This window comes from Bacillus sp. AY18-3, from assembly GCF_008042305.1.
GTDB classification, from domain to species: Bacteria; Bacillota; Bacilli; order Bacillales; family Bacillaceae_G; genus Bacillus_A; species Bacillus_A wiedmannii.
The window spans coordinates 334,077-358,985 of the sequence record NZ_QKQR01000006.1 but is presented as its reverse complement, the minus strand read 5'-3'; the positions used below and the strand labels follow the sequence as shown (position 1 = coordinate 358,985).

Genomic DNA, 24,909 nt, shown 5'->3' with positions numbered 1-24,909 from the left:
AGGCAGATTTCTGCCTTTTGCAACCCTTACATTATAACATAGAATATGCTCGTTTCAAGAACCGAACGATTCTTTTTCATAATTATACGGGCAAATATCCTTCTCTTTCAACACGTAATAACCATTGATAGGCAATATGAAACTCTTCTAATTCAATATTATACGCTGTCATAAGCTCTTCTTCATCAATAGTCAATCCGAAACGCTTTCTTCCAATTCTCTCTAAAACAGCAGCCCAAATCTCCACTTTATCCATTAATAGAGCGAATGGGAAAACGCTAATTCGCAATTCTTTCCAATATGTAACCATCGCATCAAATATATCGGGATAATTTTGCTCTAATCGGCTTGATAATGTATGTATAATGTTATCGGATTGCTCCTCATTATGACCTGTAAATGCTGGAATCACCTTAATCGTATTCCCAAACTTTTCTACCTCTATCTCTTCTTCTATTTGATTTTCTATCATTTTATATAAAATAGAAGTTTTCAAATAAGGGTGCTGTTTTTCGTCTATTAAAAATTTCTTTAAAATAGGTAATGCAAGATCCAAGTCTTTTAACGAAAGTTGCTGAATCGCTCTTAGCTTTTGTCCAAAGTTTTCTCCAAACATTTCATTAGTAAACTCATCCAATTCAAAATTCGAATCGACTAGTGACGTATCTACTTCACTTAACATACCTTCTGCAAATAAAGCGAGCTGTGCTAATTTTTCCTTTTGCTCAGGCATTACATCTTTCGTTTGCAAAACCTTTTCAACGATTTCAATGACACCTTCATAATCATTTGTTTGAACTAAAATCGTCACATATGTTTCAAGAATATCACCAAATAATACAGCTCCTGTTTCAAGTAACTGTTCACATTTGTCTTTCGCTTCTTCCATATGTTTTAATTCTAACAAACAAATAACAGAAGCGAGTTCCGTTTGTTCCGTTTCTGCATTATACTGACGTAATATTTCAAAGCAGCGCAATGCATCTTCGAATTTCCGCTCTTTCAGTGCTAAAAAACCTTCATCAATATATCGCTCTGATAGTTGTGGAAACAATACGACCGTATTTTCTTTTTTATCCATACGTCCGCCTCTTTTTCTAGATTTTAATTATCTTTAAAGTAAATATATCAAATGAGTAATAAGAACACAACATCCCAAAACCCTTTGTTTGAAATATGGAAATATTTAATTTTTATATTTCGATATAAACAAATCCTTACTAAAAATTAAAAATGTACAAATAAAAATCCTCAGCAATTAAAGCAGAGGATTCATCATTAATGGAAAGCTTTTATAATAGTGGGGTATATAACAAGGGTAATAATTTGGAGAACAATAATTGCCATAACAATCATGCTAAAATAGAAGATTGGTTTACTTCGCTTCATTAAAAACATAATAATAAGCATCGTACAAGCAAACAAACTTAAGAAGAACAAACTCGTTGTCGAACTAAGTATACCACTCGGGACAAAGAACAATAACACTACACTACAAGTACCTATAATTCCAAATAACCATTCCATTCATTCACTCATTCCCTTTCCCTCTCATGGCAGTTTTTTTACTAAGCGATTAAATGTTTTACAACATCAACTACATACGTTAATTTCTCATACGCTACAAATCCAAAAGCAACTGTTAAACCCGTTACAATTAATCCTTTCATCATTTCTTCCTCCTCGTTTTATCGTTGTTACCTTTATTATAGAGGATTAGCAATTTGTTACCATCGAACTTCCTTACAGTTACCTTACAGAATTGTAAGATTTCAAAATGAATAGAAAAAAACCTCATATTACTTGAGAGGTTTTCACGGAATTTCTCTATAATTACTTGCAAAATTAACTTTTTCTCCTGGTTATTTTTCGGAGAATCCACTCTTAAACTGATAGATTTCCTAAATAACTTAGGGTTGAAATAATTATTTGTTACTTTTCTTAACTTACCTTCAAATGTTTTTAATTATAAGAAAACACTTTATTGAAATCGTGTTAATATATTTTTATACAATTAAGAATTTAATTTAAAAGGGGGATTATGTATGTTTAAAAAAATGGCTGCAGATGTATTAGGGCTAAGCGATGTAGGTTCTGTCATTACACCGAAAGATTACGATAAAGTTGATGCTGATGATTACGTGATGCATGAAGATGGGGAGAAAATTTATTTTTTAATCAAATCAAAATCAGATGAATATTGTTTCACAAACAAAGGATTAATCCACCTAGATGGTACAAGTGCAACAAGTAAAAAACGTACACTACGCCGCTTTAGTTATAGTAAGTATCAAATTAAAAACGTAGCACTTGAAACTGCAGGAACGATTGATTTAGACGTAGAAATTAAGTTCCAGATGGGGGATGAGCATTATTCAATTGATGTTCATAAAAAACATATTGAAGAATTAAAAGATTTATATAAGGCTTTACTTAAAATAGAAGAAATTTCATACGACAACGATATTACATTACAGTATGCATATAAAAGTCTAGATATGGCATCTAACGCTTTCAGCCGTATTTCAAACGCACAAGTAAATTTAGCAGAACAATTTAAAGAAATGAACGAGATCGCCTTTAACTGGCTCGTTGATACGAAGAAACAATATAACGTGAAAGATTATGGTTTTGTATTTGAGAAGTTTATTAATAACTAAACAAGAAACCCTTGTTATCAAAAGATAACAAGGGTTTCTTAGCGTCCCAGGAGAGATTTGAACTCCCACTCCGCATTCCCGTACTATTTTATATATTTTGATCGCAGTCTTAATATATCTTCTCCTTCACGAATGCCTGCCGATCCCTTCCTCACATTTTTTACGACAGTCCAATCTGGGTTAGTTTCATCACCGATGTTCTGTACTGTAAAGTTGCCATCACCATATTTCCGGTGACCTTCTGCCAATTTCTCTGTTAAATCATTCTCATTTGATCTAGCCATCTTTGCGCCATCTCCCTTTTTTATACAACCTTCTTAAACTGTCCAACCAATCACACGTCCAGTCAATTGGAGATTCTCGTTTTCCGCTTCTATTAATTGTAACACACTGTCGGGGATAAGTTCCGATAACGGCTGCTTAATCGTACTAGAATGGTAAAAAGTTTTATAACATTCTAAGTGAACAATTGGGATAATATAGATATGGATTTAAGTTTCATCATAAGCCTATTGATTCTTTAAATTAAACAAGAGAAATAGGGCGCATAAATAGCGCTCTTTTCTTAATGCACTTTAATCTATTGTATATAATAATTATCATATGTTACTTTATATTTTTTTACACCTCTTGCACATACATCAATTTTTAAACAAACAAAAAACCTTGTTATCAAAAGATAACAAGGTTTTTTTAGCGTCCCAGGAGAGATTCGAACTCCCGACCGTACGCTTAGAAGGCGTATGCTCTATCCGGCTGAGCTACTGGGACATGGAGCGGGTGAAGAGAATCGAACTCTCGACCAGAGCTTGGAAGGCTCTTGTTTTACCACTAAACTACACCCGCATATGTTATTTTATTTTTCTTCGTTAGCGCTGTTGCCCTATCGACAATATTTATTATATGTATAACCATACATAAAGTCAACACCTTTTTTAAAAGAGGATAATTTTTCTTATCCTCTTTTAAAAACTGCTTGTTCAACTAGTTGTCCGTCTAATGTTTCAAAACGAACTTCCATTTGATTTTCATCCATTTCTAATAAAGCAAATGTCTTTTCTACACGCTGACGTGGCAATAAAATACTGCCTGGATTAATAAATAAAACGCCATCGATTAATTCTGCACCTAATACGTGAGAGTGTCCGAAGCATGCAACTTGCGCCCCTACCTCTTCCGCATGGTACGCTAATGTTTGTAATGTCATTTTCACGTTATGACGATGTCCGTGCACAACTACGAAACGAATGCCATCTACATCAGTTACAATTTCATCTTGAAAGTTAGCATAATCACAGTTCCCTTTTACAACATGGAAACCTTGCAGCTCTTCATGAGCAGGCGTTAGCTCTGAATCACCGCAATGAATCATGACATCTACTTTTCCTTCATAGTTCTCTTTCAACTGCTGTAATTCCTTCACGGAGCTATGACTATCGCTTACGATTAAAGCTTTCATCAATCTCTCTCCCTTATTCTCCTAAAAACCATTCAGGGATTTTTTCTTCTAGCTTACGAAGAGCACGTCCACGGTGGCTAATGGCATTTTTCTCATCTGAACTTAGTTCCGCCATCGCTCTTTTATATTCTTCCACATAAAAAATCGGATCATATCCAAAGCCATTTTCCCCGCGGCGCTGCTCTAAAATATACCCTTCGCACGTCCCGTTTACAATGACAGGCTTTTTATCCCCTTCAGGGAAAGCCACTGCTAATGCACAGTAGAAACGAGCTTTACGCTTTTCAAACGCTATTTCATTTAATTCTTGTAACACTTTATCAATATTCGCTTGATCATCTTTCGGCTCTCCAGCAAAACGAGCTGAATACACGCCTGGTTTTCCATTTAAAGCATCTACAATAAGACCTGAATCATCCGCGATTACGATCGCATTCAGCTGTCTACTCAGACTATCCGCTTTTAAGATCGCATTTTCTTCAAATGTTTCACCAGTTTCTTCGACTTCTTCAATATGAGGAAAATCGTGCAATGATTTTACTTCTAAATCAAATCGCTCAAATAACTCAGCAAATTCACGTACTTTCCCCATATTTTTTGTCGCTACAACAACTTGTTTCATACTTTCCACCTCTACTCTATATGAGATACGATGTCACCTAACGCTTCTTTTTGCATGTCGATTAGTTGGAAGATACCTTGTTCCGCAGCATCAAGTAATTCATTTAACTGCGCTCTGCTAAACGTCGCCTCTTCTCCAGTTCCTTGCACTTCAACAAACTGACCTTTTCCAGTCATAATTACGTTCATATCAACGTCTGCTTTAGAATCTTCTGCGTAGTTTAAATCTAAAACAACACCTTGCTCTTCAACAATTCCTACTGACGTTGCTGCTAAATAATCTTTTACTGGAATTTTAGATACTTTTTCTGCTTGTAATAACTTCTCAAACGCTAATACCATTGCTACATATGCACCTGTAATAGAAGCAGTTCTCGTTCCACCATCCGCTTGAATAACATCACAATCAATCCAAACCGTTCTCTCACCAAGTGCTTCTAAGTCAACTACCGCACGTAATGCTCGTCCAATTAAGCGCTGGATTTCCATTGTACGTCCTGTTACTTTCCCTTTACTTGATTCCCTAATTGTACGTTGTTCTGTTGCACGTGGAATCATCGCATATTCAGCTGTTACCCAGCCCTTTCCTTCTCCACGCATAAACGGTGGGACACGCTCTTCAATTGTCGCTGAGCAAATTACCTTTGTATCCCCAACCTCAATTAATACTGATCCCTCTGGATGTTTTAAATAATTCGTATGAATATGTATATGGCGTAATTCTGTTTTCTCTCTACCATCTACTCGCATAAAAATAACCTCCTCATAACTACTTGTTAGTATAGCCAAATTTAAATGTATGATATGTATACAATAAAAGAAGAGGAACCCAAAAAGCAATTCCCCTTTCTTACTTAAGTATATCAAATTATTGAAGATTAAAAACTACCTGTATTCACGTTTTCTGGACGATCGACAGGTTTTATTAACTTTCCACCCTTTTCATCTATAAGATTCGCTTTACCATTTACTTCAATAGAAACACTTTTCACGCCTTTCTTTTCTGTTAAAGATAAAACTAACGACTTCAATACGTAATTTGAAATCATATTTTTATCTGGGTTTATAAATATATTTTCATTAAAGTTTAATGTAAGATTTCCGTCTTGTAACTTCGGATTCGTAATCAACTTAACTCCTGGATTAAAATCATTCAGAAGCGATTGATGAATCGGTCCTTTTACAAGTTCATCTATAATTGCTGCATAATCATTTTCTTTTCCTTCTACAACGCGGCGTGTTACTGGTACGTAGTATTGCTGCTTATCATTATTTTGTGCCATAAAATAAAGTGTAACCGGTTTTGTATTTGTTACATCCGCTACTTGTTCATCATCGAAGTTGATACCATTAGCACGGCTCACCCCTTCACCAATCGGTGTACCACCAACAGGCATCTTTGCCAATTTTTCACCATTTATTTGGAACTGCACTTGTTTTATTTCTTTAAATTGCGTCAACGTCCAGGCTATTGACTCAACCATCTGACGCTCTTCCTCTTTTGCATAGTTTTTCATTTCTTTAGAGAAATCAATTACTGCCGTCCCATCTTTTTTCAAATCTAGTGTCATCGATGTATTCGCTGGAATGACTGCACGGAACCCATTCGGTAATAAATTCGTTACCGGTCCATCTTTCACAAGGTACTCTAACGTTTGCTGAATGACCTCATTCGCTTTCGGAGTAGGTATAGCTAACGTTTGCGGTACAACATAACCATTTTTATCAACAAGGTATAGTTCTCTATTCACCGTTTGTCCTTGCTTATCTTTCTTAGCTACTTCTTTCTTTCCACCCTCTGTATACGTAACTTGTTTTGGCGGATCAATTTGTTCCGTTGCTTTCTCCTGATTTATAAAGCCACACCCTGTTAGTAAAACAGCGCTCACAGTAGCACCAACAACCCATTTAAAAGTGGATTTAGGCATGCCATTCCCCCCTAAAATCTAAGTTTGTACTATTATGTATACGAGCTGTTTCACTTTTTAGAACAAGCTGTGCTTCCTATAAACAAAAAAACTCCTGATTTCTCAGGAGCTCACTTATATGGATTCTACTATTATTCTTTTTCTAAATGAATATGTTTCACATTTTCAATCGGTTGACCGAACCATTTTGATGCAATTTCTTTAAATAGGCCTATTTTTCCTGTCGTTAAGAAGAGATGATCACTTTGTTCCTCTCCCTCATTCAACATTTTACTATGGTATAAAATTGTACTTACTTCGCGCGCTGTTTCATCACCTGAACTAATGAGTTGTACTTTATCTCCCATTACTTTTTTAATAACAGGACCTAAAATTGGATAATGTGTACAACCTAAAATAAGTGTATCAATATCAGTATTTTTCAGCGGTTGCAACGTTTCTCGTACAACTTCATACGCCATTTCACTTTCAAAATTCCCACTCTCTACAAGCTCAACGAAAGGCGGACACGCTAAACTTTCTACCATAACACGGTTATTAATAGACTTTAGCGCTTCTTCGTATGCACCACTTTTCACCGTTCCAATCGTTCCAATAATCCCAACATGATACGTGTTTGTCACTTTTAAAGCTGTACGTGATCCTGGATGAATAACTCCTACCACTGGAATTGGTAATTGTTTCTGCATCTCTTCTAATACAACCGCAGTTGCTGTATTACACGCAATAACTAACATTTTGATATTTAAATCTAGTAAATGCTCCGTCATTTCCCACGTAAATTGACGCACTTCTTCTCGAGAACGTGGACCATAAGGGCAACGTGCCGTATCCCCTAAATATATAATACGCTCTTTCGGCAACTGACGAATTAATTCCTTCGCTACTGTTAAACCGCCAACTCCTGAATCGATAACACCGATTGCTCTATTCAACTTCATCACCCGTTTTCTCATTCATCATCTTATTTTATCATTATATTTTACACACTTTAAGTTCGCTAACTTAAACTGCTTCTGTATGAAAATTTTCATTTGTACCTGTATAGACTAGGACCTTTTTTATTTTGCTCCTTTTTTTCATAATTTGCAAGACAGAAAAATAACCGACCTTCTATATGAAAGTCGGTTTCTTCTATATAAAATACGTATTTATCGCTCCATCTTTTTTTGGAAAGAAGACATTCCTATTAATAAGAAGAAATGAGCAGAAATGAAAGCGAGCACTTTTTCTATAATTTATTGACAGCTCTTCTTATAGCTTTCCCTATTTCCATACTAGACTGCGGGTTTTGCCCTGTAATTAAACGCCCATCTACTACTACATGCGGTGTGAAATTTGGAGCAACATAAAACAAAGCTCCTTCTTCTTTCAATTTACTTTCTAATAAAAACGGCACTCGCTTTTCTAAATGCACAGCTTTTTCCTCATCGTTTGTATAACCTGTTATACGCTTACCGGCAACAAAAAACGAGCCATCTTTATTTTTCACACCGACTAAAGAACTTACTCCGTGACAAACAGCCGCTACAATCCGGTTATTGTTGTACATATTCTCAATCAAATTTGCAACATATGGATTACCTGGAAAATCTACAATTGCCCCGTGCCCACCACCAAATAAAACCGCATCATAATCCGAAAAATGAACATTTGAGATCGGCTTCGTATTTTGCAATAAAGAAGCGACATACTTAAATTCACGAGGTATCCCGTTCGGAATAGACACTCTATCAATAGGTACTTTACCGCCCTTTATCGACACAATATCAACATCGAACTTAGCTTTTTTAAATACATTATAAGGAGCTGCGAGCTCTTCCAGCCACAAACCAGTCGGGTGTCCATTCATATCATGAGCGCTTGTTGAAACTAACAATATCCTTTTCAACATATCCCCTCCTTACTACCTATTTATGTATGGAGTGTTCTTATCATTCTTATAGCAAGCGGAAAAAACGATAACAACAAGCTGACCTTTTGTATAAAAGTCAACTTGTTGTTATCGTTTGAATTCTTTCGTACGAAGATTTTCACAACCTTATAACTTTTATCTCCAACGCCACGCAATCGTGTTATCCTCCATATGAATAGCAGGTATATCAATCCCTAAATACCGCTGATTATCCTCATCAAAAACAGACCAATTTCCTTCATATAAAAATTCAGGATCTATGCTTTCAAAATCAAATCCACTATCTTCGTCTACCATCTCACGAAAATATTTTTGGAACGGTTTACTATTTTCATATAGACGAATTGTTCCATACATCCATGGCATGTCTCCAAAAACATCTTTAATTTCACCTATCTCCATATCCTTAAAATACAACTTCATATTTGCACCTTCTTATTTGTGAATGACAAAGATACCTACCCTGAATGCCTCATCATGTTCTAAAGTAGTTATTTTTAACGTTTCTTTCTTAAACATATCTTCCTTCTCAAAGTCTGAAATACCTTTTTAAGTTCAAAATATAAACAGAAAAATAGCCGACTCTTCATATAAAAGTCGGCTTTCTTTTTATAGTTCGAGCTCTCCCATGCGAAGAAGCTCAACAACTGCTTGTGAACGTCCTTTAACTCCTAGCTTTTGCATTGCGTTTGAGATGTGGTTGCGTACTGTTTTTTCACTGATAAAAAGTTCACCTGCAATTTCCTTCGTTGTTTTATCTTGAACCAGTAATTCAAATACTTCTCTCTCTCTCTTTGTGAGTAACGGTTTAGATTGATACGCTTTTTCCTTCAACTGGTATAAACCTCCTTGCTTAAGCCAGAGCCGTGTATGTGTAAGTTGGGTGTTTATTTAGTCAAGATATTGTATGAACGAAATGTGCGGGTGGTGAATGAAAATAGGCTTTATTTCACATGTTATTTTAGACTTTTATACAGTGCAGACACTCTTTGTATCCACTCACTTTTCATTACGCCATATTTGTTCTAGTAATATGCTGACAACTGTACCTACGAACAAACCATTTCCGAATATATATTGCATAACAGACGGCAGTGATTGGAGTGCTCCAGACGGTAAAAACATAACACCGCTTCCAAATAATACAGAAACTCCTAAAACCGTTACATTCCTTTCGCTCATTGGCACTTGTTTTATATTATGAAACCCAATTCCAATTAACTGTACGAACGAAGCCATTAAAACCGCAGATGCGACAGCGGGTGGTAACGATGCTAAGTAACGAATAATATTTGGAAACAACGACATTACGACTAGTAACAAACATGCTAGTAAGAACGATCGTATATATTTTTGTTTCGTTAAACGTATAAATCCTGCCGTTGCTGGTAACGGCACGACACCTACAGTTGAAAATACAGAAGAAATGATATGCGAAATCCCTCCAACCCACGTACCACCCTTCAACTGTTTTTGTTCAATAGTCCCCTTTTGAATGGTAGCTTGATTAATTGCTATAATAGCTGCCACTGTATTTGAAACTAAAATACATACCATAACGAAACTGGATACAGCCATACCTGTATTCCACTTTGGAAGTCCCCAAGCAAATATTTGCGGAAGTTGCACAAAATGAGTTACTTGAGATGGAATCGTCATTTTTCCTGCAATGAGAAAAAGAATCCACCCACTAATTAATCCTATTAAAACCGCATAACTTTTGACAAAACCTTTTCCGAAGTTAGATAGTATAATAACGAAAAGAAATATGCTAAACGCAATTATCGCTGTAAATCCATCGATTTGAGAAACAGTAGCAGTAATTCCTAGCATTCCTTTTAGAAATACACCGCTTAATTGTAAACATAATAAAAGTAAAAACGTCCCTGTCACAAGCGGCGTGAATAAAAATAAAATACGTCCGATAAAACCAGTGACTCCTAATCCTATTAAAATAACACCGGAAATTATCATTCCTAATTCTAAAATTTGCAACGTACTATGTAATTGATCTTGCCCGGCCGTTGCATAAGCAAGTACGGTAAATACTCCAACCCACGATCCAGCTGGTCCATCCGCAATTGGTAGTCTATGTCCAAGCCACCCTTGTAAAAAAGAAGATATACCAACTACAAAAAACGTACGCTGCATTAAATAAAATATTTCTTCCGTTGTAAGATGAAATAATCCGCCAACGACAATTGGTAGTGCGATTGAATTCGCTAATAAAAATATAAACCATTGCAAAGTTCCCATAATATGATTTTGGTTATGTTGATTGTCCAAATTTTTCATCCTTTCTAGCTTCCCTGTAAGAAATATATTGCAAGCATAACAAAGAAGGGTTCTACACTCACAATTAGAACCCTCCTCAAAACATTTACACGATTCTTTTACACAAGATTATTTAATTCCACCTCATTTAAACTTCCAACAACAATATTCCCTTTATGCACGACTAAACGTTTCTCTGTTTGACGCGCTACCGCTTCAGCAGTACATGTTGCATTCGTCAAAACAAAACTTGCTTCATCTCCTACATTCGGCCATGCTCGCTTCCCTTCATTGTTTAACGTTTCTTTTCCTCCCGTAATAAAGCGAAGGGCTTTTCTTAAAGACCTTTCGTCACTCCAGCCAAAACGTTCCGCTAATCGATTTGCCTTTTGCAGCATATCACCTGTGCCAAACGGTGACCAATGATCAGTAATACTATCATTTCCTAATGAAACTTTCACACCTTTTTTATCTAATAACGGAATTGGGATTACTTGTTTCCCAATTGGCACCGTTGAAGTAATATCAATATTTAAAGCAGCTAGTCTTTCCGCCACTTCTTCAACTTCTTTATCCGTAACACCACCAAGTCCAAGTGCATGACTAATTGTTACGCGACCTTGCCATCCCGCTTCTTCTGTTAAACTTGCCAATCGCTTCATCGTAAACGTCCCAAGATTATTCGCATCATGCAGATGAATATCAACATCCGCATTAAATTCTACTGCGATATCCATAATGGTATGTAATGATTTTTCAATATCATTATCCACTGTAGCTGGATCCACTCCACCGACTAGATGCGCACCCATACGCATCGCATCTTTCACAAGTTGTACAGAATTACTACGCAATAATCCATGTTGTGGAAAAGCAACAATTCTACCAGAAACCTGATTTTTATATGTTTCCAACGCCGCTAACGTCGCCTCCAAATTACCAAGTCCAATAATCGGATCAACATTACAATGCGTTCTTATATTCGTTGCACCATTTCGAAGCAATAACGCTAACATATTTTCCGCCCTATCTTGAGCAGTTGCTAATTGCTTCGGCAGAATTTTTTCTTCTTCATTAAAACGCGTAAAAATATTCTCTGCTGGCATACAAGCTTTCCAAGGACCACTATAATATGTCTTATCAATATGAATATGCATCTCTTCGAAAGCTGGCAAAATCAATAAACGATTAGCATCAAGTATTAATACTCCTTCCTCTTGAACAGCCCCTGCTATCATTTTTTTAATTCGTCCATCTTCAATGAGTAAACTACATAACTCTGTTTCTGTTTGGGAAATTCTCCCCTCTTCATATGTATACCCCGATTCAAGCATTACATTAGTCAGCCAATATACTGTCATCTCTATTTCCCCCACCCTTTATTAAAAGTTACCTCTTACTATAATTTTAATATCAACTGAAAATTAAGACAATTAATACGACTGTTCCCTAAAAAAAATGTAATACAACCGCATAGTCTTCTCATAAATTTCCATATAGAATAGAAGTATATAGCTTGCTATAAAGTGAAACTTTGATCAGTGGGGGGGTTTGTTCATCCCCCCACTGATCATTAGTTAAACCAATCGGGCTTTTACGGGCAGTTAATCCCCACCTAACTTCTTTGCTTTCGCTGAATTTTTAGGTGGAGTTCTTACTGCTCGTTAAAGCGGGATAAAAAGGAGTGGATTGGAAGATGTCAAAAAGGTTATGTAAATCCGAAACTGATAAAATGCTATTTGGTATATGTGGCGGTTTAGGCGAATATTTTGATATTAGCTCTACCCTCATTCGCATACTTTGGGTCATTGCTGTTTTATGTTTTGGGACTGGTTTTTTAGTTTATTTCATTTGTTTATTACTTATGCCACGTTCGTACTAGTGGCATCCTGCATATACTTAATCGAAATATAAAAAATCACCTATAGAATTCTATAGGTGATTTTTTTATGAAGAATATTTCATCGTTAAATGTAATACTGCTACTTCATCTTCTTCATTTCTATAACTATGTTTTTTATTCGCTTCAAATTGAATAGAGTCAAACTCATTTAATTCGTATACATCGCTTTCTACTTGAATCGATACTTTCCCTTTCATTACTGTTACAAGCTCAATAGCACCTTCATGATGAGCTTCTGGTTCATATATACTATTCGATCTTAAACAAGCACGGTGCATTTCCATCCCCGTTTCTTTCGTATAGCGGAACATCGTTTCTAAATGCCATGCTTGTCCTACATCTACTGCAAATCCTTCTCCGCAGCGCGCCACAGCTACAGGTTCTCCAACAACCATCAATCTCGATAAAGGAATCGATAACCCTTTCGTTATTTTCCAAATGACAGCTAACGTCGGATTCGTTTCGCCTCTTTCAATCTTTCCTAATGTTAATTTACTAACCCCTGTTTTTTGGGCTAATTCTTCTAAACTTAATTTTTGTTCATTTCGAATTTGTCTTAATAGCTGACCTACTTGCTGAATGACTTCTTTCGTTTGCATATCTTCATGTTCTTTCATCTATAAAACCACCTTAAAGTATAAAATAGTTTACTTTTATCACTTTCAAGTATATTATACTATACATAATTATCAAATTTCGAAAGGAGTGCTATACTTCATGCGCGCAATTTTATTAGGCCTTTTATCATCAGCCTTTTTTTCCGCAACCTTTATTATTAATCGAGCGATGAATGTATCTGGAACGAGCTGGGCCTGGACAGCTTCCTTCCGTTTTTTATTTGCTCTCCCTATTTTATTCCTTATCGTTTTATTTCGCAAAAACTTAAGGGGTTTATGGGAAGAATTAAAGAAACATCCATTAGCGTGGATCGGATGGGGTTCCGTTGCTGGTATTGGTTTCTATTCTTTATTAAGTTTCGCAGCTGTCTTTTCTCCAGCTTGGCTCGTTGCTGGAACTTGGCAAGTTACTATATTAGCAGGTTTACTTTTATCACCATTATTCTTCGTTAAATTAGAAACGAAATCAGGCACAAAACTTGTACGCGGAAAAATTCCACTTCGTAGTTTATATGTCGCATTATTTATTTTACTTGGTGTAATTTGTATGCAAGCGACTGCAGCAGGTCATATTACAATGACTCAGTTCATTTCAGGTTTTTTACCTGTCGTAGTAGCAGCCTTCTTATATCCATTCGGCAACCGAAAAATGATGGAACTTGTTGGCGGACGTCTTGATACGTTCCAACGTGTATTAGGAATGGCAATAGGAAGTCTACCTATAACAATTTTACTTGGTATATATGGATTTTCTACTACCGGTATTCCAACATCCAGCCAAATGTTGCAAGGATTTTTGTTAGCCTTATGTTCTGGCGTGATTGCGACGATGACATTTTTCTTTGCTACTGACTTAGCCAAAGATAACCTCTCTCTACTTGGAGCTGTTGAAGCAACGCAAGCTGGAACGATGGTCTTTACCGTGCTTGGCGAAATTGTTTTCTTGAATGGTTCATTTCCTGGTGGTCTTTCCCTACTAGGAATGATTATTATTATGTTAGGAATGGTTGCAAATAGCGTTTTAAACCGTTCTGCTCCAGTCGTTAGGCAGAAAAAAACTGCATAAAAAAGAGTATAGTTCTCTAACAAAGAACTATACTCTTTTTTTATTGTCCCCCTATTTCGTCTTATCAGAATAGTATTTCATTAGCTATTTATACTAAAACCTATGTTATAATACGTTTCATGCGCAATATTAGGAGGTAAATTATGTTAAAAAAAGCAATCGCTGAATTTATTGGTACATTTGTACTTGTATTATTCGGAACTGGAGTAGCTGTCATTGGCGGCGGAATTGAAGGAATTGGAACATTAGGAATCGCTATGGCTTTCGGTCTATCTATTGTGGCTATGGCATATAGCATCGGAACAATTTCTGGATGTCACATTAACCCAGCAGTATCAGTAGCTATGTTCATCAACAAAAGAATGAATGCTATGGAACTTTGTTATTATGTATTAGCTCAAATTTTAGGTGGTTTATTAGGAACTGCAACGTTAGTAACGATTTTACGCTCTGCTAAAACACCTTTAGATAATTTAGGACAAAATGGTTTTGGAACTCTTGGTTTATCTGGAGCATTTCTAGTTGAATTTATTTTAACTTTCGTATTCATTTTAGTTATCGTTGCTGTAACAGGTAAAAAAGGAAGTTCTTCTCTAGCAGGATTAGTAATTGGTTTCACATTAGTTTTAGTTCACTTATTAGGAATTCCGTTAACTGGAACTTCTGTTAACCCAGCTCGTAGTATCGCACCAGCTCTATTCGCTGGCGGAGAAGCACTTTCTCAACTATGGGTATTCATCGTAGCACCAATTCTTGGTGGTATCGTAGCAGCTATTGTTGGTAAATTCATTTTAAATACTGAAAAATAGAATTTTCAATATTTCTGAATAAAAAAAGGCGAGCCCTCATTATGAGGTTGCTCGCTTTTTTTACTCTTTCATTTTAGACTTTAAGTTTGTAACTAATTGATCTACCGTTACATTTGCAAGTACGTTTTCCATCGCTTCTTGCGCTTGCATTAAAATAATTTCTAATACTGATTGAATATTAGCTCCTACTGGACATTCAATGTTGGGATTTTCATGGAAGGAAAATAGTTGTCCTTCTTCTACAACTTCCACTGCTTTATATACATCAAGTAATGTAATTTCTTCTAAATCACGAGCAAGTGTCGTACCACCTTTACCAGCTTGTACATCAACAAGTCCTGCTCTCTTCAACATTCCTGTAATGCGACGAATCACAACTGGATTTGTATTCACACTACCAGCAATCCATTCAGAGGTACAGCGAGAGTTTCGATCTATCGCAAGTAACGTTAACATATGAACACCTACTGTAAAACGACTACTAATCCCCATCTGCACACCCTCCTTTGTATTCATTCTATTAAAAGACGACTCTTATTATTATATACTATTTTTAATTTATACATAAAGAAAAAGCATGATTCCAATAGGAAATCATACTTTTCTCTCATTATTGACGCTTTATAAACTTCGCTAAATCTTTAAATTTCACTTTATCTGAGTAATTCATTACGCCATTTACGTAAATGCGGCTTGTAACAGCACTTAAAATACCGATTGTCGCTAAAAGCCCCGCCAATGTTATCATAATTTCTAACATACCAGTTTCACCAGCTACAAAGCGTGAGAATGTAACCATCGGGGTAAAGAACGGAACATAAGAGCTTATAACAACGATAGTACTATTTGGGTCACCTAACGATTTAAGACTTATAAAGAATGCTGCAATTATTAAAATTGAAATCGGTAGCATTACACCTTGCAAATCCTCCGTCTTAGAAACAACCGCACCAGCAGCTGCATACATCATCGCATACAGGAAATATCCTGTAACAAAATAAATTAGGAACATACCGATTATTTTTGCATCTAACTTTGTAACATCAATTACGCCAAATAATGAACCATTTTCTAAATCTACCCACCCTAGTAAATAAGGAACTAAATAACCACATGCCAATATGACAAGTTGTAATAACGCCGTTGAAACAACCGCTAAAATTTTTGCATACATCATCGTAAGAGGTTTTACTTTCGGAATCATAACTTCCATAACGCGAGAAGCTTTTTCAGAAGCAATATTCATCGCAATTGTGCTTCCGAACGCAACAATAAACATATATAAAGCGAATATGAAGAAATATGCAATTCCGGCAGAGGCAGAACGATCTTTTATTGCTTCTTGTTTCACAGAAATTTCGGTTTGCAATTGTTGTGCAATTTCTGGTGAAACATTATGTTTAGCAACTGTTACCGCCATATATTTTCCCTTTAAATAACTAGCTATAATTGTAGAATTTGTTTCACTAGCGAACCCATTAAACATATACGTGACTTCTGGAACTCCATTCTTTTCAGCTACACGAAACAAACCGTCTAACTCGCCTTCTTCTACTTGTTTATGCAGTTTATTGAAATCTTCTTTTGAACCAATTGTTAATTTAGCTGATGGTAATAACTTAGTTAACTCTTCTTTTTGTATTTTATATGTAGAACTCTCTGTCACAACTGCAATTTTATCTTTATCCTTATTTTTATCATTACTTGAAGTAAAATGATTGAACGCAAAAATCCCAAAAACAATTAAAAATAAAATCGCGCTCATGATTAATGATTTTTTAGATAAAAATGCTTCCCTGAAATAAAATGAAAATACGTGAGAAAATTTACGCATCGTTATTTCGCCCTCTCTACAAAGATTTCGTTTAACGTCGGCTCTAACATTTTAAATTGTCGTAAGGTAACACCTTGTTCTTGCAACTGTTGTAAAATCTTTAGAGCTTCTGCATCATCTTGTACTTGCACATAAAGAAGGCCTTGTTGTTTTTCATACGATACATGAATAGCTTCTAATCCCTTCGCATTCTCTTCTGTATCTTCAATCGTTAAATTACGGAAACCGTACTCTTTTTTAATATCACTTAACTGGCCTTTTACGACTGCTTCGCCTTTTTTCAAAATACATACATGTTGGCAAAAAGCCTCTACTTGTTCCATACGATGACTAGATAAAATAATTGTCTTTCCGCTCTGTACTTGTTCTTCAATAATGCTAGCTAACATTCCAGCATTAACTGGATCCAGTCCACTAAATGGTTCATCTAAAATGAGAAGTTCAGGATTATGAAGAAGAGCAGCAATTAATTGGATTTTTTGCTGATTTCCTTTTGAAAGCTCTCCTGCCGTTTTAAATTTATATTCCGGTATTGCTAATCGCTCTAACCAGTGATCAATAGCAAGATCTACTTCTTTTTTCGACATTCCTTCTAATCTACCAAAATATCGCAACTGGTCTATTACTCTACTTTTTGTATATAAACCTCTTTCTTCTGGTAAATACCCAATCGTTACCCCACTAGTCCCAAATGATTTTCCATCCCATGTAATAGATCCTTCATTAGGCGTTAATAATCCGAGAAGCATTTTGATTGTCGTTGTTTTTCCTGCACCATTTCGTCCAAGTAATCCTAGCACTTCACCTTTTGGTAACGAAATTTGCAAACCGTTCACTGCTTTTGATTCCCCAAATAGTTTCGTTAAGTTCTGAATTTGTAAACTCAAAGTATAAAGCCTCCCCTTTAATATCATTCATACTCTCTCTCAAAGACTATGTTTATTCAGGATAAAATATAGCACTACACTTCATCCTCTTAGTATGTAACATCTCCTTAATCCATCATTTGTTCTATTTAGTTAAAATTGTAAATAATATCGTGTCATTTGTCAATTATAATTGTCATTTAGACAATAAAAGTTGTCAAAATGATTTCCATTATTTTTCTCATCTTTCTAATATAGGACATACTACTATATATACAAAAGACAATATGCAAATGTTCATAAAAAAAATTTTATATTTTAATATATAATATAAGATGATTTTCTAACATCAAGGAGGATACATATGAAGATGAAGAGGGGTATTACCACTTTATTATCTGTAGCGGTTCTATCTACATCGCTTGTAGCATGTTCAGGAACACCAGAGAAAACAGTGGCAAAAGAAGAAAAAGTAAAATTAACAGAACAGCAATTAATGGCTGATTTATGGTATCAAACAGCCGGTGAAACGAAAGCACTTTACTACCAAGGATACAATATTGGTCAATTGAAGCTTGATTCAGCTCTTGCAAAAGGGACAGAGAAAAAGCCTGCTATCGTACTTGATTTAGATGAAACGGTTTTAGACAACAGCCCTCATCAAGCAATGAGCGTAAAAACAGGAAAAGGCTATCCTTACAAATGGGATGATTGGATTAATAAGGCTGAAGCTGAAGCACTTCCAGGCGCAATTGATTTCTTAAAATATACGGAGTCTAAAGGTGTAGATATTTATTACATCTCAAATCGTAAAACGAACCAACTAGATGCAACAATTAAAAATCTTGAGCGTGTAGGTGCTCCTCAAGCAACGAAAGAACATATATTACTACAAGATCCGAAAGAAAAAGGAAAAGAAAAACGCCGTGAAATCGTTTCGCAAACACATGATATCGTCTTATTCTTCGGTGATAACTTATCTGATTTCACTGGTTTTGATGGGAAATCTGTAAAAGATCGCAATCAAACAGTTGCAGATTCAAAAGAACAATTTGGTGAGAAATTTATTATTTTCCCGAATCCGATGTATGGCGATTGGGAAGGCGCTTTATATGATTATGATTTCAAAAAATCAGATGCTGAAAAAGATAAAATCCGTCGCGACAACTTAAAATCATTTGATGCAAAATAAAGAGGATGGCATTCGCCATCCTCTTTATTTTCCCTTCTCTGTTAAAGGCAAGATAAACACTTCCACACGCCTATTCTTTGCCTTTCCTTCTTGTGTATCGTTTGGAGCAATTGAACGGTATTCTCCGTAACCAATCGCACTAAATTTTTCTGGTTGTAATTCTTTATTTTGGAGTAATACTTGCATAAAATTAACTGCACGCTGCGTACTTAATTCCCAGTTCGATGCAAACTGCGCATTGGCAATAGGGACATTATCCGTATGACCAGATACTGTAATCTCACGAGGTGACGCTGAAACAAGTAAGCTAGACATCTCTTTTGCAATCCCTAGTGATTCTAACTTCACATCTGCTTTCCCCGAATCAAACAGCACATTCTCTAATATTGTCACCATTAATCCCTTTTCAGTTAATTTAGTTTGAAAAGAAGAGGATAATTGTTTCTCATTAATATATTGATCAATCTTTTTTTGTAATGCTTTCAATTCATCCATTTCTTTTTTTTCTTTTTCTCTAGCTTCTTCTTGTTTTTTTGCTTGTTCTGCCTCAAGGCTACTTGCTGATAATTCCTTTTCATCATTTGGCTTCTGATCACTTAAAAACTCTTTATTTCCTGTTCCACCTGCTAATTCGCTTCGAAATGCTACTGCCATCTGTTTGAACTTCGCAGCATCTATACTACTCATCGCAAATAAAACGATGAACAATGCAAATAACAACGTTAACATATCAGAATAAGGGATTAACCAAGTTTCATCGATATGTTCTTCGTGTTTTTTCTTTTTACCTCTTCTATTTTTTTTACTCCGCATTTTTTTCTGCTCCTTTTTCTAGCTTTTTACGTTCAGTTGCAGAAAGTGCACCTAAAATGCGGTTCTTCATAATAAACGGATATGTACCCTCTTGTAACATTAATAAACAATCAATAATTAAACGTTTTTTCTCTAATTCAGCGGCAGATTTTTGCTTTAGTTTATTTGCAAATGGATGCCATAATACATAGCCTGAAAAAATACCAAAAATCGTTGCAATAAAAGCACCCGAAATAGCGTGACCTAACTTTTCAATATCAGTTAAATTGCCAAGTGCAGCTACAAGACCAATAACAGCACCTAAAACCCCTAATGTCGGTGCATATGTACCAGCTTGAGAAAAAATTGCCGCTCCTTTTGCATGCCTTTCTTCAATTGCTTCTAATTCAGCTTCTAAAATCTGTTCTAGATCTTCTGCGGATACGCCATCAATCACAAATTTCATACCACGCAAAAGAAATTCATCTTGAATTTTGTCCAATTGTTGCTCTAAAGACAAAATACCGTATTTTCTACTTTCTGATGTCCAATGAACAAATAATTCTAGCAACTGTTCATAACTTAAATCCTTTTTATTTGAACCAAAAAGAACTTTAAATAATTTTGGAACCCTTTTTAGTTGATTCATCGGAAATGCTATACATACTGCAGCAAATGTACCGATAAAAATAATTAATGCTGCGGCAGGATTCAATAAGGCATTTATGTCAGCGCCCTTGACGACCATCCCTACTACTACCGCTACAAATCCTAAAATAAGTCCAATAATTGTTGCAAAATCCATTCCCATTCACTCCTAGTCTATACAAGAAGTTCTTTATTCTCGATAATCGCTACATCTTCTTATGTATATATATTACATAAAAAATTCATTTCATGAAAGATAAGAAATGAATTAAATGAAAAAATACTACAATTTCACACATTTTCTGACATTTTCTTTGCATTTCTATTACGTTACGACTCTTATATTTCTTTTTCAGTAAACTAGACTTATAATAAAAAACGATACATATTTTATTAAGAAAGGACTGTGATTACAAGGTATCATGAAAAAGATAATCATTATTTCTGCCACTACTATTGTAATCGGTATCACTTCTTTCGCTTACTTTAGTTCTAAATCACCACTACAAAATGAGGCGAAAGCTGTCGAAAGTCAACAGCATAGTAATCACCCAAAAGAAGAGATTCCTGCTTTTCCAAAAGCTGATCATACTACAAAGAAGCTAGAAAATGATTTTTCCGTTGTAACAAATCCAGAGTCTAATCTTGTCTTAGTTAATAAACATCGAAAACTACCAGACGGATACATACCTGAAGACTTAACAAGACCAAACGTACCATTTACTAGTCCAAAAGATAAAGAAAAAACATTGCTGCGTAAAGATGCTGCAGATGCGCTTGAAAATATGTTTGAAGCGGCAAAGAAAGAAGGACTTGAACTTACAGCTGTATCTGGTTATCGTTCATACAAACGCCAAAAATCATTACATGATACATACGTTAGACGTCAAGGAAAAGCTGAAGCTGATTCAGTAAGTGCCATTCCTGGTACGAGTGAACATCAAACTGGTTTAGCAATGGATATTAGTTCAAAATCTGCTAAATTCCAATTAGAACCTATTTTTGGAGAGACAGCCGAAGGAAAATGGGTTGCAAAACATGCCCATGAATTTGGCTTTGTAATTCGTTATTTAGAAGATAAAACAGAAACAACAGAATATTCATATGAACCGTGGCATTTGCGCTACGTTGGTAATCCATACGCTACATACATATATAAACATCATTTAACATTAGAAGAAGCAATGAAAGACAAAAAATAAGAGAGCAAATTGCTCTCTTATTTTTTGTCTTTCATTGTAGTAATTTTTTCTTCCATTCTTCAGGCCACGGTTCGCCTTTTCCCGTTTTTTTCGATGCTTGAACCATCATTCCACGGCCGACTAAACATGCTTCTCCTTCTGCATTCTTCACCATGTAATGCAAATCTAAAGAAGAATTCCCAACCGATCCCGCTTTTACATACACCTTCAACTGTTCATCAAAATATATTTGCTTAATAAAATTACATTGTAAATCTGCAACAACGATCATCGTTTCTGAAGATTCATGCGTCCATTCTTGCATAAATCCAAGTTCTTTAAACAATGCGATACGTGCTTCTTCAAAATAGGTAAAGGCAACGACATTATTTACATGCCCAAACATATCTACTTCACCAAAACGAACTTTTACAGGATTGTAAAATGAAAAACCACTTTCCCATCGCTCAAAGTCTTCAATATAAGAAATCCTCTTCATTGTTTCCTCTCCTTTTCGCCTTCAAAATAAACAGAATAAACAGAAAAATAAAGTTATAAATATTGCCTCTTCAACATGAAGAGGCAATATTTATTAATAGTTATTGTCGCTACCAAAGAAATCTTTAAACGATTGAATTGTTGTATCACGGTTTAATGCCGCAATTGAAGTTGTTAATGGAATACCCTTCGGACATGATTGCACACAGTTTTGAGAGTTACCACAGTTTGCAAGTCCTCCATCTCCCATAATTGCACGTAAGCGATCTGCTTTATGCATTTCACCCGTTGGATGTGAGTTGAATAAACGAGCTTGTGATAACGGTGCTGGTCCAATAAAGTCAGATTTACTATTTACGTTTGGACATGATTCTAAGCAAACACCACATGTCATACATTTTGAAAGCTCATAAGCCCATTGACGTTTCTTCTCAGGCATTCTTGGTCCTGGTCCTAAGTCATACGTACCATCAATTGGAATCCAAGCTTTAACGCGTTTTAGAGCGTTAAACATGCGACTACGGTCAACTTGTAAGTCACGTACAACTGGGAATGTCTTCATCGGCTTTAAGCGAATTGGTTGTTCTAACTGATCAATAAGAGCTGTACATGATTGACGTGGTTTTCCGTTAATCACCATCGAACATGCGCCACATACTTCCTCTAAACAGTTCATATCCCATGCAATCGGAGTCGTTTGGTTTCCTTTTGAATCAACAGGATTACGACGAATTTCCATCAGTGCCGAAATAATGTTCATATTTGGACGATATGGAATTTCAAACTCTTGGTCAAACGCTTGAGCGTCTGGTCCATCTTGTCTCGTAATGATGAGGCGGATTGTTTTCTCAGACATGTTGCTTATCCCCCTTCTCTTCACCCTTAGCAGCTACATCATGTTTTGAGGAATAGTCACGTTTACGTGGTTTAATTAATGAAACATCCACTTCTTCGTAATGGAATGCTGGTGCATTTCCTTCTCCTTCAAATTTCGCCATCGTAGTTTTTAAGAAGTTTGCATCATCACGATTTGGGAATTCAGGTTTGTAATGCGCCCCGCGGCTCTCATTACGGTTATATGCGCCAATTGTAATAACACGTGCTAACTCAAACATATTTGCAAGTTGGCGTGTAAATGAAGCACCTTGGTTACTCCATCTCGCTGTATCGTTAATGTTAATGCGTTTGTAACGCGCCATTAACTCTTCAATTTTCGCATCAGTTTCTAGTAGCTTTTTATTTTCACGAACTACTGTAACGTTATCTGTCATCCATTCTCCAAGCTCTTTATGAAGAACATATGCATTTTCGTTACCATCAAGCGTTAAAATATTGTTAAATTTCTCTGTTTCGATTAATTCATTTTGCTCATATACAGTAGATGAAACAGCATCAGACGATTTAGAAAGACCTTTCATATACTCAATCGCGTTCGGTCCTGCTACCATACCACCGTAAATTGCTGATAATAGTGAGTTCGCACCTAGACGGTTACCACCGTGCATAGAATAATCACACTCACCTGCTGCAAATAAACCTGGAATACTTGTCATCTGCTTATAATCAACCCATAGTCCGCCCATTGAATAGTGAACTGCTGGGAAGATTTTCATTGGTAGTTTACGAGGATCATCACCTGTAAACTTCTCATAGATTTCAATAATTCCACCAAGTTTAATATCTAGTTCTTTCGGATCTTTATGAGAAAGATCTAAGTACACCATGTTTTCACCGTTAATACCTAGTTTTTGCTCTACGCAAACGTCAAAGATTTCACGCGTTGCAATATCACGAGGTACAAGGTTTCCGTAAGCCGGATATTTTTCTTCTAGGAAGTACCATGGTTTACCATCTTTATATGTCCAAACTCGGCCACCTTCACCACGTGCAGATTCACTCATAAGACGTAATTTATCGTCTCCAGGAATTGCCGTTGGATGAATTTGAATGAACTCGCCGTTTGCATAATATGCACCTTGTTGATATACAGCAGAAGCTGCTGTACCTGTATTAATAATAGAGTTAGTTGATTTTCCAAAGATGATACCAGGGCCCCCTGTTGCCATAATCACGGCATCAGCTTGGAAACTTTTAATCTCCATTGTTTGTAAGTCTTGTGCAACGATTCCTCGGCACACACCTTCGTCATCAACAACAGCTCGTAAGAAATCCCAACCTTCATATTTCGTTACAAGTCCTGCTACTTCGTGACGACGTACTTGCTCATCTAATGCGTATAGTAATTGCTGTCCAGTTGTTGCACCAGCAAATGCTGTACGGTGATGTTGTGTTCCACCAAAACGACGGAAATCAAGAAGCCCTTCTTCCGTACGGTTGAACATAACACCCATACGGTCCATTAAATGAATGATACCAGGTGCTGCTTCACACATTGCTTTAACTGGTGGTTGGTTCGCTAAGAAGTCCCCACCATAAATTGTATCGTCAAAGTGGATCCATGGAGAATCCCCTTCACCTTTCGTATTTACGGCACCGTTAATTCCACCTTGGGCACATACAGAATGCGAACGTTTTACTGGTACTAAAGAAAACAGTTCAACATTTACTCCTGCTTCCGCCGCTTTAATCGTTGCCATTAAGCCAGCCAAGCCACCGCCGACTACTATAAGTTTCCCTTTCATGCTC

Annotated in this window: 28 protein-coding genes and 2 tRNA genes; 6 read left to right on the top strand and 24 right to left on the bottom strand. The window is 36.1% G+C overall.

What is annotated here, in order from left to right; translation table 11 throughout:
- Positions 1-82: 82 nt before the first annotated feature.
- Together DM800_RS07195 and DM800_RS07190 are read right to left on the bottom strand one after the other, a co-directional pair.
- Complete coding sequence (locus DM800_RS07195; RefSeq protein ID WP_000358261.1) at positions 83-1,081, bottom strand: hypothetical protein; 999 nt, start codon at positions 1,079-1,081, stop codon at positions 83-85.
- 197 nt (positions 1,082-1,278) lie between these two features.
- Positions 1,279-1,527: a hypothetical protein gene (locus DM800_RS07190; protein WP_001983650.1), complete on the bottom strand. Its 249-nt coding sequence runs from the start codon at positions 1,525-1,527 to the stop codon at positions 1,279-1,281.
- Between the two features lie 518 nt (positions 1,528-2,045).
- Between DM800_RS07190 and DM800_RS07185 the strand changes: the two genes are divergently transcribed.
- Positions 2,046-2,660, top strand: a complete 615-nt coding sequence (locus DM800_RS07185) for a PH domain-containing protein (RefSeq protein ID WP_147786643.1) — start codon at positions 2,046-2,048, stop codon at positions 2,658-2,660.
- A gap of 83 nt (positions 2,661-2,743) precedes the next feature.
- On the opposite strand, the gene DM800_RS07180 is transcribed toward DM800_RS07185, so the two are convergent.
- The 13 genes from DM800_RS07180 to DM800_RS07120 all read right to left on the bottom strand — a co-directional run bounded on the left by DM800_RS07180 (position 2,744) and on the right by DM800_RS07120 (position 12,218).
- The gene (locus DM800_RS07180; RefSeq protein WP_000124458.1) at positions 2,744-2,944 is read right to left on the bottom strand and encodes a hypothetical protein; all 201 of its coding nucleotides are present in this window, start codon (positions 2,942-2,944) and stop codon (positions 2,744-2,746) included.
- A 413-nt stretch (positions 2,945-3,357) separates the two neighbouring features.
- Positions 3,358-3,431, bottom strand: a tRNA-Arg gene (locus DM800_RS07175).
- A 1-nt stretch (position 3,432) separates the two neighbouring features.
- Positions 3,433-3,506 (bottom strand) — tRNA-Gly (locus tag DM800_RS07170).
- 109 nt (positions 3,507-3,615) lie between these two features.
- Positions 3,616-4,119, bottom strand: a complete 504-nt coding sequence (locus tag DM800_RS07165) for a metallophosphoesterase (RefSeq protein ID WP_000645521.1) — start codon at positions 4,117-4,119, stop codon at positions 3,616-3,618.
- 13 nt (positions 4,120-4,132) lie between these two features.
- Positions 4,133-4,741: an XTP/dITP diphosphatase gene (locus tag DM800_RS07160; RefSeq protein WP_000815937.1), complete on the bottom strand. Its 609-nt coding sequence runs from the start codon at positions 4,739-4,741 to the stop codon at positions 4,133-4,135.
- 11 nt (positions 4,742-4,752) lie between these two features.
- A complete protein-coding gene (gene rph, locus DM800_RS07155; RefSeq protein WP_001261765.1) occupies positions 4,753-5,490 on the bottom strand; it encodes a ribonuclease PH in 738 nt (245 codons plus the stop codon).
- Between the two features lie 128 nt (positions 5,491-5,618).
- Complete coding sequence (gene gerM / locus DM800_RS07150; RefSeq protein ID WP_088610032.1) at positions 5,619-6,668, bottom strand: spore germination protein GerM; 1,050 nt, start codon at positions 6,666-6,668, stop codon at positions 5,619-5,621.
- A gap of 131 nt (positions 6,669-6,799) precedes the next feature.
- Positions 6,800-7,609, bottom strand: coding sequence for a glutamate racemase (gene racE, locus DM800_RS07145; RefSeq protein WP_000774000.1), 810 nt, complete (start codon positions 7,607-7,609; stop codon positions 6,800-6,802).
- A gap of 290 nt (positions 7,610-7,899) precedes the next feature.
- Positions 7,900-8,562 carry a type 1 glutamine amidotransferase domain-containing protein gene (locus DM800_RS07140; RefSeq protein ID WP_046956269.1) on the bottom strand — a complete coding sequence of 221 codons (663 nt, stop codon included), beginning with the start codon at positions 8,560-8,562 and terminating at the stop codon, positions 7,900-7,902.
- A 156-nt stretch (positions 8,563-8,718) separates the two neighbouring features.
- Entirely contained in the window at positions 8,719-9,006 is a 288-nt protein-coding gene (locus tag DM800_RS07135) for a hypothetical protein (RefSeq protein ID WP_048541328.1), read from the bottom strand.
- A 186-nt stretch (positions 9,007-9,192) separates the two neighbouring features.
- Positions 9,193-9,417: a spore germination transcription factor GerE gene (gerE, locus tag DM800_RS07130; RefSeq protein WP_000659484.1), complete on the bottom strand. Its 225-nt coding sequence runs from the start codon at positions 9,415-9,417 to the stop codon at positions 9,193-9,195.
- Between the two features lie 165 nt (positions 9,418-9,582).
- Complete coding sequence (locus DM800_RS07125) at positions 9,583-10,878, bottom strand: purine/pyrimidine permease (protein WP_097856881.1); 1,296 nt, start codon at positions 10,876-10,878, stop codon at positions 9,583-9,585.
- A 98-nt stretch (positions 10,879-10,976) separates the two neighbouring features.
- Positions 10,977-12,218: an amidohydrolase family protein gene (locus DM800_RS07120; RefSeq protein WP_147786642.1), complete on the bottom strand. Its 1,242-nt coding sequence runs from the start codon at positions 12,216-12,218 to the stop codon at positions 10,977-10,979.
- A 335-nt stretch (positions 12,219-12,553) separates the two neighbouring features.
- On the opposite strand from DM800_RS07120, the gene DM800_RS07115 reads away from it, so the two are divergent.
- Positions 12,554-12,739: a PspC domain-containing protein gene (locus tag DM800_RS07115; RefSeq protein WP_000044337.1), complete on the top strand. Its 186-nt coding sequence runs from the start codon at positions 12,554-12,556 to the stop codon at positions 12,737-12,739.
- A 65-nt stretch (positions 12,740-12,804) separates the two neighbouring features.
- Here the strand turns inward: DM800_RS07115 and DM800_RS07110 are convergent, their stop codons facing one another.
- Positions 12,805-13,377: a helix-turn-helix domain-containing protein gene (locus DM800_RS07110; protein WP_000658052.1), complete on the bottom strand. Its 573-nt coding sequence runs from the start codon at positions 13,375-13,377 to the stop codon at positions 12,805-12,807.
- Between the two features lie 100 nt (positions 13,378-13,477).
- Here DM800_RS07110 and DM800_RS07105 point away from each other — a divergent pair, with 100 nt between their 5' ends.
- Together DM800_RS07105 and DM800_RS07100 are read left to right on the top strand one after the other, a co-directional pair.
- The gene (locus tag DM800_RS07105) at positions 13,478-14,443 is read left to right on the top strand and encodes a DMT family transporter (protein ID WP_087985341.1); all 966 of its coding nucleotides are present in this window, start codon (positions 13,478-13,480) and stop codon (positions 14,441-14,443) included.
- 143 nt (positions 14,444-14,586) lie between these two features.
- Positions 14,587-15,252: an MIP/aquaporin family protein gene (locus DM800_RS07100; RefSeq protein WP_000913204.1), complete on the top strand. Its 666-nt coding sequence runs from the start codon at positions 14,587-14,589 to the stop codon at positions 15,250-15,252.
- Between the two features lie 60 nt (positions 15,253-15,312).
- Here DM800_RS07100 and DM800_RS07095 read toward each other — a convergent pair whose 3' ends face one another.
- From DM800_RS07095 to DM800_RS07085, 3 genes are all read right to left on the bottom strand, one after another.
- The gene (locus DM800_RS07095) at positions 15,313-15,744 is read right to left on the bottom strand and encodes an Rrf2 family transcriptional regulator (RefSeq protein WP_000512998.1); all 432 of its coding nucleotides are present in this window, start codon (positions 15,742-15,744) and stop codon (positions 15,313-15,315) included.
- Positions 15,745-15,862: 118 nt separating this feature from the next.
- Positions 15,863-17,086 (bottom strand): ABC transporter permease, encoded by a 1,224-nt coding sequence (locus tag DM800_RS07090; protein ID WP_147786641.1) that lies wholly within the window; start codon positions 17,084-17,086, stop codon positions 15,863-15,865.
- Positions 17,087-17,088: 2 nt separating this feature from the next.
- The gene (locus DM800_RS07085) at positions 17,089-17,973 is read right to left on the bottom strand and encodes an ABC transporter ATP-binding protein (RefSeq protein WP_137014411.1); all 885 of its coding nucleotides are present in this window, start codon (positions 17,971-17,973) and stop codon (positions 17,089-17,091) included.
- Between the two features lie 343 nt (positions 17,974-18,316).
- Between DM800_RS07085 and DM800_RS07080 the strand changes: the two genes are divergently transcribed.
- Positions 18,317-19,144: a 5'-nucleotidase, lipoprotein e(P4) family gene (locus DM800_RS07080; protein WP_147786640.1), complete on the top strand. Its 828-nt coding sequence runs from the start codon at positions 18,317-18,319 to the stop codon at positions 19,142-19,144.
- Between the two features lie 24 nt (positions 19,145-19,168).
- Here the strand turns inward: DM800_RS07080 and motB are convergent, their stop codons facing one another.
- Together motB and motA are read right to left on the bottom strand one after the other, a co-directional pair.
- On the bottom strand, positions 19,169-19,957 hold the full coding sequence (motB, locus tag DM800_RS07075) for a flagellar motor protein MotB (protein WP_001256743.1): 789 nt from the start codon (positions 19,955-19,957) through the stop codon (positions 19,169-19,171).
- On the bottom strand, positions 19,947-20,741 hold the full coding sequence (motA, locus tag DM800_RS07070) for a flagellar motor stator protein MotA (RefSeq protein WP_060488187.1): 795 nt from the start codon (positions 20,739-20,741) through the stop codon (positions 19,947-19,949). The genes motB and motA overlap by 11 nt, the downstream gene beginning before the upstream one ends.
- Before the next feature lie 265 nt (positions 20,742-21,006).
- On the opposite strand from motA, the gene DM800_RS07065 reads away from it, so the two are divergent.
- Positions 21,007-21,786 (top strand): M15 family metallopeptidase, encoded by a 780-nt coding sequence (locus DM800_RS07065; RefSeq protein WP_147786639.1) that lies wholly within the window; start codon positions 21,007-21,009, stop codon positions 21,784-21,786.
- A gap of 31 nt (positions 21,787-21,817) precedes the next feature.
- Here DM800_RS07065 and DM800_RS07060 read toward each other — a convergent pair whose 3' ends face one another.
- The 3 genes from DM800_RS07060 to sdhA form a co-directional block, all read right to left on the bottom strand.
- A complete protein-coding gene (locus DM800_RS07060) occupies positions 21,818-22,264 on the bottom strand; it encodes an acyl-CoA thioesterase (protein ID WP_000822749.1) in 447 nt (148 codons plus the stop codon).
- 93 nt (positions 22,265-22,357) lie between these two features.
- Entirely contained in the window at positions 22,358-23,119 is a 762-nt protein-coding gene (sdhB, locus tag DM800_RS07055; RefSeq protein WP_001291827.1) for a succinate dehydrogenase iron-sulfur subunit, read from the bottom strand.
- Entirely contained in the window at positions 23,112-24,905 is a 1,794-nt protein-coding gene (sdhA, locus tag DM800_RS07050; protein ID WP_000676749.1) for a succinate dehydrogenase flavoprotein subunit, read from the bottom strand. Before sdhA ends, sdhB begins: the two co-directional genes overlap by 8 nt.
- Positions 24,906-24,909: the final 4 nt, after the last annotated feature.